This window comes from Desulfitibacter alkalitolerans DSM 16504, from assembly GCF_000620305.1.
In the GTDB taxonomy this organism is placed as follows: Bacteria; Bacillota; DSM-16504; order Desulfitibacterales; family Desulfitibacteraceae; genus Desulfitibacter; species Desulfitibacter alkalitolerans.
Map to the genome: position 1 here is coordinate 187,664 of NZ_KK211103.1, position 12,076 is coordinate 199,739.

The window sequence follows — 12,076 nt, forward strand, 5'->3', positions numbered from 1 at the left end:
CACAATCAGCTGATCCAAGTCTATTTTGACATAGCAACCGAGCGCTTTGCAAGGATTATTGATAAATTTTGGCCAAAATTTTTATCACTAAGGTTATGGAACTGGGATTATTATCCTGGAAGTGCATAACTACTGTAATAAATATTTTGCCTATATATCATGAAGTTATTCCAGGATAGAAAAACAGGAATGCTTTTTTATAAGTATAAAAAAGAAGGCAGTTTTGAGTCATGCCTAGGACCTGTTGGCCTGTAAAAGCCTTTTTGTGGCTTTTAACGTGGGGTTTTATATATTGGAGGTCAGTTAAAGGAGTTATCTATAGGATAAAACATAAATGTGAAGTATTTGTGAACTAACTATTAAGTTAATATGAATTTTTGCATGCTTCCATGAATTGATTCAGTGTCTTTCCTATTACTATTTGAAAAGCCTGATTCAATGTTTTTCCGGCCCCTAAATGATTTAGAATGGTGTTTAAATCATCATAACCATACTCATCCACAAGCCATTGAATCATGACTAGGGATTGACTATAGGCCAAGGCCTGGCTTGGCAGAGTATCAAAGTCTCTGTCCATATCCTTTAAATCGTACCAATGAGCTGTATCAGTATTAAGAGCAGTATTTTCAAATTGAAAGCCAGTTATTTCCTTCTCTATTAACTGGGCAATACCCTCAGTAAACCATCTTGTATAGTTTCCTCGAGTCCTGTAATCAACTACCAAATGGGCATACTCGTGAACCATGGGTCCTTTTTTGCGAAACACTTCCCTGGCAGACTCTTGAGATAAATCACCCAACCATTCTTCTGGAGACACTATTCTTATAACCCCTGCCCAGTATACGCCCATGGCACTTTGATCAGAATCCCATCCAAAACTTTTACCTAGACTTGGGCTGTCAGGATAAATAATAATAGGTACCCTGCCATTATTTGTAAAGTTCAGCATTTCATTTACCTTTTGAAAATCCATATTAATTGTGTCAAGCACAAGGTTTACATTCTCTAGATCCTGGTTTTGGTATTTGATAAGAAATTGCTCATTCTTTAGAGAATTCCAATTTCTTGTTCTAAATTCTACTTCTTTTTTTGCCGTTTCCCTCACAAAACCATAAGCAAGGGATTTTGGCAAAGCAGGATTTTTTGCAGATAATGACAGTAGCACTAGTATGAATCCTAAAGCAATATTTACACACAGCCTTAAGAACCTTACTGTACACTTAAAGTAAGCGGTTCTTTGCAGCATGGTTAGCCCCTCCCCCTTTTGCTAACTTGCAGCTATATCTATGCTTATTAGATTATACTATCATTTAGCACCAATATCATTGGAAAATATAACAAAAAGCTGAACCTAAGTTAAATGGCTGAAAATAAGAAGGGGAACCCATCTTTTGTGTCATCAGCTGGGCTTAATTTTAGCCTCTTTATATACTTCTTCCCCTTTTTCTTTTTGCAGCATAGAGGTTTTTCTTTCATGTTCATATTCCTTGAGTAATTTTGCCAGGAACTGTAATTCATCTTTTAGATGTTTTTCCCTTTTATTTAGCATTAGTAAATATGCACTAATGCCAGCCCAGATTGCTGCACAGGCTAACCATAAATAGGTCATTATCATCACTCCCAGGTAATAAGATTAATTGCTTCTCTTTTTCTATTGAATAATTCTTCTTTTATCTGCATCAAACCATATGACTGAAACATTAAATATAAGTAAAGCATATTGAAACTAATAACACTAATAATTAGTGTTATCACCATTTCTTCCGCCAGGCCTCCACCAGTTACTGCTGCAGGATGGAGCTTGCGGCCCCACCATTCAACTGAGTAATACACCAGGGGAACATTTAAAAACCCCACTATGCCAAAGATAGCAGCGGTATTCTTTCCCCTTGTATCATTTGCACCCAGATCTCGTACCACAAGATAGGCTATATAAATAAACCAGAGTACAAGGGTGGTGGTAAGCTTGGGTTCCCAGGTCCACCATGTACCCCAGGCTGCCCTTGCCCAAATAGGCCCAGTTAGGAGGACAATAGTAATAAAAAGAGTACCCAACTCTGCTGAAGAGACAGCGATTCTATCATATTTGCCATCCCTGGTGGCTAAAAATAGCATGCTGGCTATGAAAACCACAAAAAAGGCAAAAAAACCAGTCCAGGCTGAAGCCACATGAAAATAAAATATCTTCTGAATGGGTCCCATTATCCTTTCCTCTGGAGCAAAGAAAAAAACAGTTGTCAGTGCTATTACCATAAATACAAAGGTTAAAATGCCTAATTTCCTTACCATTTTCATGCCTCCTTCTATCATTGGTCAAAGTCTATTCATTGGTAATGTTGTCTAAAAACAAGCTTGGAACAATTATCACTGCAGCACTATAAAAAACTATCAGCCTCATCCATTGACCCAATTGACCTTCATTACCATTACCACCTAGTATTAAACTAGTTGTCTCTACCAGACTTATTATGAGGGGTATTAATAAGGGTAGGAGTATAACAGGCAGCAGAATTTCTCCACCCTTTATTTTTGAAATCATCATGGCCACTAGAATGGTGATATTGCTCATGGCAAAGGTACCCAGAAGTTGAGTAAAAATTAGCTTTCCAAGGGCGTTTGCCTGTAAAATCACTTGAAAAAAAACTATAAATACAATGGCCATAAAAAACTGCAGCACTGCAAGCATAATGAATATGGCCAGACACTTGCCCCAAAAGACAGCATGTTTGCTTATGGGTGACATGAATAAAGCTTCAATACAGTTATTCTCCTGATCCACATATAAAGAACGATTAACTACAAGAATTACTGTAAATGTAACTGCTATCCACAGGAGCCCGGAAACAAGTCTCAAATCCACACTGGTATCCATAAATATTATAGAAAATACAAAAACCAGCAGAAAAGCAAAAAACATGCCCAGACCCACAACTGTTTTTTGTTTCTTTTCCAGGAGAATTTCCTTCTCTAACAGTACTGCAACCTCTCTAATGAAATCCATTCTACTCTCCACCACTAACCGCTAATTTTTTGTCCTCACACTTTTTACTTTTTCCACATGAAAACTCAATATGACTAATGGTCCCTCTGTTTAAAAATACCATCTGATGTGCCAGGTAAGCCAATTTTTCTATATCATGTAGAGCTATAATTATGCATTTTTCTTGATTTAACAGGTCTTTGATAATAGTTTCAAGCCTTTCCTTGCTTCGAATGTCCAGGCCTGTAAAGGGTTCATCCATCAAAACTATTTGAGGATTATGAAGCAGGGAACGGGCTATGGATACTTTTTGTCTCATTCCTTTAGAAAGATTAGCAACAATTTGATCCATATAGGTCAAATAGCCAATGCTTTTTCCCAAAATTTCTATTTCATCCATTGGATTTTTCACTTTATATAATTTTGCAAACAGCAGCAGGTTTTCCCTTGCTGTTAGGTTCTCATAGAGCATTAGCTCATGACCTGCATATCCAACAAATCTTCTATAAGTATAGTGGTGTGTAAATATATTTGACTGCCATACTATACTGCCCCAGGTTGGTTTTACTAAGCCTGCCAGAATTCTGAGCAGGGTTGTTTTCCCTGCTCCATTGTGTCCACAGAGAATAGTAAGGGTACCCCTTGGTGCGGTGAATTGGATTTTATCAAGTATTTGCATACCATTGATAGTTTTGGAAATTTCTTTTATCTCTAGTGTCATAATCCTTCCTGCCTATTCACTATAATCTTCTGAAAAAGGCTATAAATCCTCCCAGGGCTAACAAAAAGCCGCCTAGCCATATCATGCGTACCAGGGGATTAATATGTATCATAAACGTTGCCTGATTACCAAAATCATCCCACCCTGCCAGCTGCACGTATATGTCTTTTGCCCAGGTACCACTAATGGCAACCCTGGCTATAGGGTTCCAGTTTTCATAAAATGATCTTTTAGGATTTAACTCATATACGGCCTTTCCACCAGTAGAAACAGGCAGGTAAGCATAGATGGTTGTTCTGTCAGCACCTGCTTCCTTACCCAGACCTTCATAAGTAATGTAATAACCTGATACCTCTATTGTTTCTCCCTGATGAAGGGTTTTGGTATGGTGCTGTGAGTATACCTGGGTTGTAATTACTCCTACTGCAAGTATCACCACCCCCAGGTGTACTAGATGAGCGGCAGCTGGTATTCTCTGAAGTAAGTTGATGGACTTTATTTTGCCTTCCCTAACTCTTTTATAGATTAAATCGGCTGTTTCTTTTACCAGGGATATGGATGCTAAAGCACAGATGGTATACCCAAGGACAGCAGTAAAAGGACCGCCTGTGAGGTAGTATAAAAAGGTTCCTGTTCCCAATGAAATTAGAAGTAGAAGTACTGTCCATTTTAGTTTTTTTATTTGCAGGCTGTTTCCATATCCAATTATAGGCCAGACCCCCATGAGCAGTATTAGAGAGGCAAACAGTGGTGCTGTAACTGTATTGTAAAACTCCCCAGTAAGATTCATGGTTTCCCCAGTTATAAAGGGAGTAAATAATGGATAGATTGTAGCAGCCCATACTATGAATCCAGTTATGGATAAAATTATAGCTCCTCCAATGAGCATGTTAATTCCTATAGTATCCCTGTTTTTTACTTCCCCTAGAACTGTTTTTGCCCTGTAAACAAGATAAACAAAAGCCATTATGACAATGAAAATATAAGATAAAAAGTAAATACCCGTACCAGTATTTGAAAAGGCATGAACTGACTGGAGAATTCCACTTCTTACAATAAAGGTTCCAAAAATTGTGAGCAGATATGCTGAACATATTAAAAGCAAATTCCACAGCCTGCACATGGAAAACTTTCTTTCAAGATGCATTGTATGTAAAAGTGCTGTCACAAGGAGCCATGGTATGAAGGAAGCGTTTTCTACAGGGTCCCAGGCCCAATAACCTCCCCAGCCCAGCTCCTGATAGGCCCACATGGCTCCTAGCAGATTGCCTAAAGTCAGAAAGATCCAAGATGCCAGGACCCAGTTTCTAGCCTTTTCTGTCCAGGTTCTTTTGGTTGGAAATATCAAATAGGAAACAGCTAGCCCAAAGGGTACAACCAGCAGTGCATAGCCAATAAACAGGGTCAATGGATGAGATACCATGTAAGGATTTCTCAACATGGGATTTAATCCGATGCCCTGCTGTGCTTGTGTTTCCATTAACGCAAAGGGATTAGACTTTGCAAGGAGAATAAGCATAAATAGAGCAATATTTAGAATAACCACCCCAATAACAGGAAGGATGCTGCTGTCTTTTTTCTTTCTTTCAGAATAAATATATATGCCCAGTATTAACGCTAGAAGACCTGTCCAAAATAGAAGCGAGCCAGCATCTCCTGCCCAGAATGCACATATTTTATAGATTAGGGGCAAGTGCTCACTTGTGTAGGTAAAGGCATACACAACTCCGTAATCACCTTTAACAAGAATGGCCAAAAGAGCCAAACATGATATGCCAATACTAGCCATAGTGCCATAAGACAGCCTTTGTACACCTGTTATCCAGAACCTTTTATGGCTAAAACACCCTGACACGATAAATAACAAATTTACTAAAGCAGCTAAAAGCCCAATACCTAGAAAAAAGTATCCAATAGATCCCATATCCTCACCTCATTATTATTTTGCATCGTATTTAGAAGGGCAGCGCGTCTGGAGTTTATTTGCCCTGAAAATGCCACCAGTGTAATAGCCTTCCACCATTATCTCCACCTCTGCCAGGTCCATGACAGTGCTGATGGGCTTGTCATATGTTACAGGAATAGAGTACTCCCCGTCTGTAAGATTAAAGCTTAGTTCCTGTAAGGCACTATCCCATATTACCGAGGCCGGTTCTGCTAAACCAACGAGCAGGTACAACCTGTCAGAGGGTTCTTGTTCTATAAGGCTCCCAAGGGAAGTTTCATAACTCACCCTAACATTTTGAGAAAACAAAAATAATGTATAGGAGGAAACCAGCAGTAATAATACAACTAACAGCATCTTAGAAAGCTTCATATCATCACCTCTTATCCATTATTTACTAGTAGCGAAAATTTTATTTATTAAACCAAAAAATTAAACTAAATTTTTTTGAAAACTCCCTAAAAAATAAAAAAGCCAACCACAAAATTGCAGTTGACTATTAAGTCCAGAAGCCTATTTAACTTCATACCCGGCACTAACTACAGCATCCTTGATTTTTTCTTCAGTAACCTTACCCTTTTCATAGGCAACAAGGGCACTGTTGGCATCCAGGTTTACCTCTGCTTCGCAAACCCCATCTAGGGTTTTTAAAGCAGCTTCCACAGCTTTTTTACAATGGCCGCAGGACATGCCTTCAATGCTTATGGTCATGGTTTGCAGTTCCTTGCCGCAATTGCAGTTTTCGCACATAATAATCACCTCCCCTTTTCCAACACTTTCATTTTTGCCTCATTAACATTAGACTATGCAGGGAAACTATATTTTTGATATACTATTATGCATAAGCCTGTACAATTAAGCTGCACAAGACCAGAGAGTACAAGGCTGGTGGAGTACAAGCTCTTTAAAAATAACACTAATAAGGTAAGGCGGCGAAGGAACATATATGGTGGCATTAAATATCAAAAGAACTGATCGAAAATGGTTTCTTACACCAGTAAAGAAAAATATCTATACCTACCAGATGATTGAGGATGGTGACCGTGTTGCAGTAGGCTTATCAGGGGGCAAGGACAGCTCAACCCTGTTTTATATTCTATCTGCCCTGCAAAGGCAAATGCCTGTTAAGTTTGACCTGGTCCCTATAACCCTTACCCTGGGCTTTGATGATATGGATATTACACCTCTAGCTGACTTTGTTTCAGATTTGGGAAATAAGCTTCATGTTGAACCTACTTTAATTGGCAAAATTGTATTTGAGATACGCCAGGAGAAAAACCCCTGCGCCCTGTGTGCCAATCTTAGAAGGGGAGCACTATATGAAGCTGCAAAAAAATTAAACTGCAGCAAGGTTGCCCTTGGACATCATCTAGATGATGCAGTGGAAACCTTTTTCATGAACCTTATATTCAATGGTCAAATGGGCCTCTTTCAGCCCAAATCATATTTGGACAGAACAGATATTACCCTGATTAGGCCATTAATGTCCCTTGAGGAGAGTACTATTATTAGAATTGTCGAGAATAAAAACATTCCAGTTATCAAGAACCCCTGTCCCGCAAACAAAAAGACAAAAAGAGAGGAAATCAAAAAGCTTGTTTCCAGCTTAAGCATGGAGTATTCAGATATCCGCTACAAGTTTCTCTGTGCAGTACAGAATGTAAGCCTCGACAACTTCTGGAATCCGGAGCAGTATACTAAATAACTGCCTATAACTACTTTTCCCCAAGGTATCTTTCTGCAGACATGGCAGCGGTTGCTCCATCGCCTACTGCAGTAGAAACCTGACGCAGGAATTTTTCTCTTACATCACCGGCTGCAAACACTCCAGGCAGATTGGTTTTTAAAAAATCATCTGTTTGGATATAGCCGCCTTGGTTTAGATCAACGCCTTCAAGCCAATGAGTATTTGGTACTGTACCTATAAACACAAAAACCCCATCCATAGCTTCTTCCCTCAGCTCTCCAGTCTTAACGTCTTTAAGGAGCATCTTTTCAACACCCTTATTACCTTTGATCTCCTCAACTACAGTATTATAGATAAACTTAATTTTGGGGTTCTCTAGTGCCCTTTCCTGAAGAATCCTGGTTGCCCTTAACTCATCACGTCTATGTATAATATGCACCTCGCCGGCAAACTTTGTCAGAAAGATTGCTTCTTCCACAGCAGAATCTCCCCCGCCAACTACTGCAACCTTCTTATCTTTAAAAAAAGCCCCGTCACAGGTTGCACAATAGGATACTCCCCTGCCCTGAAACCGTTCCTCGCCTTCCACGCCCAGCTTCTTTGCCTGTGCACCTGAGGCTATAATTACCGACATTGCCTCAATAGCTCTGCCTGTTGTCTTTATTATTTTAACATCATCACGTAAATCTGCACTTACTACATCCTCTGTTATCATTTCAGCACCAAATTGGGAGGCCTGCTGATAAAATTTCATCATCAAGTCAGGTCCTGACACTCCCTCTGGAAACCCAGGAAAGTTTTCAATCCAGCTTGTCAAGGCTGCCTGCCCTCCCGGCATGCTTCTTTCAATAATAATTGTTTTCCTTCCACTTCTTGCAGTATAGAGAGCAGCTGTAAGCCCTGCAGGCCCTCCTCCAATTATAGCTACCTCGTACATTTTTTTCACCTCTTCTCAGATTATGAAACGCCAAACAGACTTAATATTACTTATTTTTCACACCCATGTACAACCTTTATGCACCTGTTCATGACAACCTCCAGCCCGGCCTTTTTTGCCATATGAGCTGCTTCCTCATTTATAATTCCCAACTGCAGCCATACTGCCTTTGCACCTACTTTAATGGCCTCTTCTACTACAGGCAGTACTTCTGATGACTTTCTGAAAATATTAACTATATCAATTTTCTTTTCAGACGGAATTGATAGAAGATCTGGATAGGCTTTAATTCCAAGAAAAGCATCTATCCTGGGGTTTACTGGTATTACTTCAAAGCCAGCATCTATTAGATACTTTGCCACCATATGGCTATCCCTATCAGGTTTATTTGAAACACCTACTACTGCAATTGTTTTAACAGTTTTCCAGTCCACTTCACTTGCCTCCTTAATGGAAAACCCCGGACAATTCCGGGGCTTTAGTTTAGTTTCTCAAATATTTAGTAGGATTATCCGGTCGACCATTTATTCTTACCTCAAAGTGCAGATGGGGCCCAGTGCTTCTACCAGTACTGCCAACCCTTATAATTAAATCTCCTCGTTCCACCTGATCTCCATTACTTACTAGTCTTTGAGATGCGTGGGCATAATAGGTTGTAACTCCATCCCCATGGTCAATAATAACTAGATTGCCGTATCCGCCTTGCCAACCGGAGAATATAACCCTGCCAGCCTCCGCTGCATATACTGGATCTCCAGTTTTACCATTAATATCAATACCTGAATGGAACCCACCCCTTCTTTGACCAAAGGGCGATGTAATGTTACCCCTGAGGGGCCAACCTAGCGGACCAGTCCCTCCGCCACCTCTGGAAGCTACTAATAACTTGGTACCAACAGCAACAACCTGGGTTTTGGGCTCCTCTATTACTACTTCATTAATCTTATTCCTTTCCAAGGTTCTGCCATTTTCCATTGTTACAATATATGTTACCTCTTTTTTGCCCCTTGTTCCTCTTTCCTGAATCTGGCTCTGGCCCCTCCAGAGAGAGTCATTATATACATTTTTCACAGGAAAGGGAATAGTTTCCTGTGCAATTTGTTCATACTTTACCTGTACGTTAAAAGCAGGCTCTGGTTTTACTAACCTCAGTTTTTGTCCTATCTGCAGACGACTAACATCAATGTCAGGATTTGCTTCTTCTAGTTCACTGACACGTATTCCATTTTTCTGGGCAATTGTCCACAAAGAATCTCCCGATGCAACTTCATAGTAGGTGACCTTTTCCTCACCAAACTTTAAAAGCTCCAAAGCCTCTTCAAATGATATTATCTCTTCCATTTCAACATCCACAGGTTCAAAAGTGATATTTTCTGCTGTGGAAACTTCCAGCACATTTACTTCAAAGCCATTACCGTTTTTAGGCAAGTAACTTTCCTTTACTTCCTGAATTACCTTTTCAGCTAATTGCTTGTTTTCTAATATTGCCTTAATCTCGCCATTAACTGATATACCAATGGCTCCATAGTGGAATACCAGACTATCTCTTAATATATTAGCAATATCTTCCTGTGCCATTATGGCCTTTTTTGTCAGCTTTATTGGTTCAAACTCAATAACGCTTATGCAGTTTACACTTAACCCATTAGCTTCCTTTTCTTTATGTAGTTCCTCTACTATTTCCTCTACCTGGTTCTGTGTTTGTGCTGTACCCACAACCGAACCGTCAACTATTACATTTACTGCATTTGGTTGAATATATATATTATATGCAAATACACTTGCTAAAAGTATTAATACTAAACCACCTATTGCTGCGCCCTTGAATCTGCCAAGGTTTTCTCTATCTATACCCCCAAAACGCGACCTGGCTTGCTTCTCTTTACTCGTTGATGACACTTTATTCCCCCACATCCTCCCTCCGAGATTTTGAGCCCCTAATCTATTGTATGCTTTTGGGCCTGTCCAAATTGTGTAAAATTATTCTATTTGGTAAAATTCACACATAAAAATTATACCATAAAAAACTAAATTTCTGAAGAAAAACCTTGGTTATTTTATCGATTTAAAAATTAAATCCATGCAGCTCTCTTTTTAGTCAACTCAGGCAGAAGACACCAGTGACTAGTGATTCTGGCAGACAAATTTTAAGACTTCTTCAATACTAGTAGCCACAGGAAAGTCATGTGTAATCTTTCTCTTAATAACTACTATGGGAATCTTGGTTTCTAATGCAGCTGCAAGCTTATTATCTGTACCCCCAGACTTGCCGCTGTCACGTGTAACTATAATATCAGAATTGTACATTCTAAAGGTTGCTTTATTTATTTTTACTGAAAAAGGTCCCTGCATGGCAATAATGTCTTTTGCCGCCACTCCCATATCCTGACACTTCTTAATAACCTTCCAATCAGGCAGAACCCTGACTACAACTCTTTTCCCCCTTAATTTATCATTATTAATAAACTTCTCCAGATTATAACTCCCTGTTGTCAGGAAAATAGTGTTGATACCCTTTATAGCTATCTTTTCAATAGCTTCCTCAAAGGAATAGACTGTTTTTATTAAAGGACTGCTGGGAAGCTCCAATTCCTCTCTTAAAAAACGAATATATCTTGGTTTGTTTGCCAGGGCAGAGAGCATGCTGTGGTAGTTATTGCTATTTTCCAAATCAGCATCCACCACACATTTTACTTTAGAAAAGTCAATCAAATGGAAAGTCTCAGCGTCAACTAAGCATTCATCAAATGATAATTTTTTAAGATTCTCCCTGCTGGTCCGTGTTTTAGCCAGAATTCTCAGCTCATGGCCTTGAGCAGCAATTTTTTCAGCAATTTCTATTCCTTCCCTTACACCTACCAAAAGAAAAATCATTTAAGCCACCCCAATTAAGGAATAATAAAGTACATCTAAGAGCAAAAAACTAATAACCCCCAGTTGGGACTAAATAGTTCTACGCGCGTGCGCGTTTAATTAATGAAAAAATTTGAAAAAGTTCTTGCTTATTCTTGGGAGGGTTAGATTCTAAATCTACTAATTCACATTTCTTTAAATAATCCCAGATATCAAGTATTACCGGTGTTTCCATACAGGAGCTGCTTACCCATGCATTATTAGAAAATACCTCAAAGGGAGTTCCTTTACCCAATATCCTTCCTTTGTCCAGTATAAATATGGTGTCTGCCCATGAATATGCCATATTAACATCATGTGTCGAAATAAGAATAGTTTTTCCATCTTGATGCAGTTGATTAAGCACATTTATCATTATCTTTGAATTGCAAGGGTCTAGTCCTGCAGTTGGCTCATCACAAACAACCATTTCCGGTTCCATAACTAATACCCCTGCCAAAGCAACCATTTTTTTTTGACCCACACTTAAAAAATGAGTTGGTTTATGAAATAAATTGTCAATACCAAGCTGCTCACCGACCTGATGTATTCTTTTTAATGCTGCTTCTCTAGGAACACCAATGTTCATTAGGCCAAAAGAGATATCCTGGATAACACTTGCAGAGAAAAGCTGGTTATCAGGATTTTGAAAAAGAATACCTACTAATTTCTTGATATTATTTAAAAAACTTTTTTGATATGTATATTGTTCACCTTTATAAAACATCTCCCCAGAGGTTGGTTTTAATAATCCATTTAAATGTAAAAGCAGAGTTGATTTTCCAGCGCCATTTGGCCCCAAAATTGCTGCCCTGGTATTAAGCTCTATGGCCATATTAACTCCCTGCAGTGCATTAGTTCCATCACTATACTGATAAGATAAATTTTTGGCTTCAATAATATTTTTTGGCAAC

The 12,076-nt window shown here is 39.0% G+C and carries 14 protein-coding genes; 1 reads left to right on the forward strand and 13 read right to left on the reverse strand.

The genetic code is table 11. From position 1 onward, the window contains the following. Window positions 1-364 precede the first annotated feature (364 nt). From K364_RS0117375 to K364_RS0117410, 8 genes are all read right to left on the reverse strand, one after another. Window positions 365-1,246, reverse strand: coding sequence for a peptidase MA family metallohydrolase (locus K364_RS0117375; protein ID WP_051534182.1), 882 nt, complete (start codon window positions 1,244-1,246; stop codon window positions 365-367). Between the two features lie 153 nt (window positions 1,247-1,399). Next, complete coding sequence (locus tag K364_RS0117380; RefSeq protein ID WP_028309078.1) at window positions 1,400-1,609, reverse strand: CcmD family protein; 210 nt, start codon at window positions 1,607-1,609, stop codon at window positions 1,400-1,402. Window positions 1,610-1,614: 5 nt separating this feature from the next. Beyond that, a complete protein-coding gene (locus K364_RS0117385) occupies window positions 1,615-2,289 on the reverse strand; it encodes a cytochrome c biogenesis protein (protein WP_207640879.1) in 675 nt (224 codons plus the stop codon). Between the two features lie 31 nt (window positions 2,290-2,320). Continuing rightward, a complete protein-coding gene (locus tag K364_RS0117390; protein ID WP_028309080.1) occupies window positions 2,321-3,001 on the reverse strand; it encodes a heme exporter protein CcmB in 681 nt (226 codons plus the stop codon). Window position 3,002: 1 nt separating this feature from the next. After that, window positions 3,003-3,701, reverse strand: a complete 699-nt coding sequence (locus tag K364_RS24650) for an ABC transporter ATP-binding protein (protein WP_051534183.1) — start codon at window positions 3,699-3,701, stop codon at window positions 3,003-3,005. Between the two features lie 19 nt (window positions 3,702-3,720). Further along, window positions 3,721-5,625 (reverse strand): heme lyase CcmF/NrfE family subunit, encoded by a 1,905-nt coding sequence (locus K364_RS0117400; RefSeq protein ID WP_028309081.1) that lies wholly within the window; start codon window positions 5,623-5,625, stop codon window positions 3,721-3,723. Window positions 5,626-5,640: 15 nt separating this feature from the next. Beyond that, window positions 5,641-6,018, reverse strand: coding sequence for a cytochrome c maturation protein CcmE domain-containing protein (locus K364_RS24655; RefSeq protein ID WP_051534184.1), 378 nt, complete (start codon window positions 6,016-6,018; stop codon window positions 5,641-5,643). Between the two features lie 141 nt (window positions 6,019-6,159). After that, entirely contained in the window at window positions 6,160-6,396 is a 237-nt protein-coding gene (locus K364_RS0117410; RefSeq protein WP_156946509.1) for a copper ion binding protein, read from the reverse strand. A gap of 196 nt (window positions 6,397-6,592) precedes the next feature. On the opposite strand from K364_RS0117410, the gene K364_RS0117415 reads away from it, so the two are divergent. After that, window positions 6,593-7,351 carry a tRNA 2-thiocytidine biosynthesis TtcA family protein gene (locus tag K364_RS0117415; protein WP_028309083.1) on the forward strand — a complete coding sequence of 253 codons (759 nt, stop codon included), beginning with the start codon at window positions 6,593-6,595 and terminating at the stop codon, window positions 7,349-7,351. 10 nt (window positions 7,352-7,361) lie between these two features. Here the strand turns inward: K364_RS0117415 and trxB are convergent, their stop codons facing one another. The 5 genes from trxB to K364_RS0117440 all read right to left on the reverse strand — a co-directional run bounded on the left by trxB (window position 7,362) and on the right by K364_RS0117440 (window position 12,075). After that, entirely contained in the window at window positions 7,362-8,270 is a 909-nt protein-coding gene (gene trxB / locus K364_RS0117420; protein ID WP_028309084.1) for a thioredoxin-disulfide reductase, read from the reverse strand. 50 nt (window positions 8,271-8,320) lie between these two features. Beyond that, entirely contained in the window at window positions 8,321-8,704 is a 384-nt protein-coding gene (locus K364_RS0117425) for a CoA-binding protein (protein WP_028309085.1), read from the reverse strand. 49 nt (window positions 8,705-8,753) lie between these two features. Further along, window positions 8,754-10,169, reverse strand: a complete 1,416-nt coding sequence (locus tag K364_RS0117430) for a peptidoglycan DD-metalloendopeptidase family protein (protein ID WP_028309086.1) — start codon at window positions 10,167-10,169, stop codon at window positions 8,754-8,756. A gap of 225 nt (window positions 10,170-10,394) precedes the next feature. After that, window positions 10,395-11,144 (reverse strand): precorrin-6A/cobalt-precorrin-6A reductase, encoded by a 750-nt coding sequence (locus K364_RS24660; RefSeq protein WP_051534186.1) that lies wholly within the window; start codon window positions 11,142-11,144, stop codon window positions 10,395-10,397. A gap of 79 nt (window positions 11,145-11,223) precedes the next feature. Continuing rightward, window positions 11,224-12,075 carry an energy-coupling factor ABC transporter ATP-binding protein gene (locus tag K364_RS0117440; protein ID WP_028309087.1) on the reverse strand — a complete coding sequence of 284 codons (852 nt, stop codon included), beginning with the start codon at window positions 12,073-12,075 and terminating at the stop codon, window positions 11,224-11,226. Window position 12,076: the final 1 nt, after the last annotated feature.

Excerpts from the sequence above, each read along its gene's own strand:
- K364_RS24650 (WP_051534183.1), bottom strand. The coding sequence starts at position 3,701 with ATGACACTAGAGATAAAAGAAATTTCCAAAACTATCAATGGTATGCAA.
- K364_RS0117380 (WP_028309078.1), bottom strand. The coding sequence starts at position 1,609 with ATGACCTATTTATGGTTAGCCTGTGCAGCAATCTGGGCTGGCATTAGT.
- K364_RS0117390 (WP_028309080.1), bottom strand. The coding sequence starts at position 3,001 with ATGGATTTCATTAGAGAGGTTGCAGTACTGTTAGAGAAGGAAATTCTC.
- trxB (WP_028309084.1), bottom strand. The coding sequence starts at position 8,270 with ATGTACGAGGTAGCTATAATTGGAGGAGGGCCTGCAGGGCTTACAGCT.
- K364_RS0117385 (WP_207640879.1), bottom strand. The coding sequence starts at position 2,289 with ATGGTAAGGAAATTAGGCATTTTAACCTTTGTATTTATGGTAATAGCA.
- K364_RS0117410 (WP_156946509.1), bottom strand. The coding sequence starts at position 6,396 with ATGTGCGAAAACTGCAATTGCGGCAAGGAACTGCAAACCATGACCATA.
- K364_RS0117375 (WP_051534182.1), bottom strand. The coding sequence starts at position 1,246 with ATGCTGCAAAGAACCGCTTACTTTAAGTGTACAGTAAGGTTCTTAAGG.
- K364_RS24655 (WP_051534184.1), bottom strand. The coding sequence starts at position 6,018 with ATGAAGCTTTCTAAGATGCTGTTAGTTGTATTATTACTGCTGGTTTCC.
- K364_RS24660 (WP_051534186.1), bottom strand. The coding sequence starts at position 11,144 with ATGATTTTTCTTTTGGTAGGTGTAAGGGAAGGAATAGAAATTGCTGAA.
- K364_RS0117400 (WP_028309081.1), bottom strand. The coding sequence starts at position 5,625 with ATGGGATCTATTGGATACTTTTTTCTAGGTATTGGGCTTTTAGCTGCT.
- K364_RS0117415 (WP_028309083.1), top strand. The coding sequence starts at position 6,593 with ATGGTGGCATTAAATATCAAAAGAACTGATCGAAAATGGTTTCTTACA.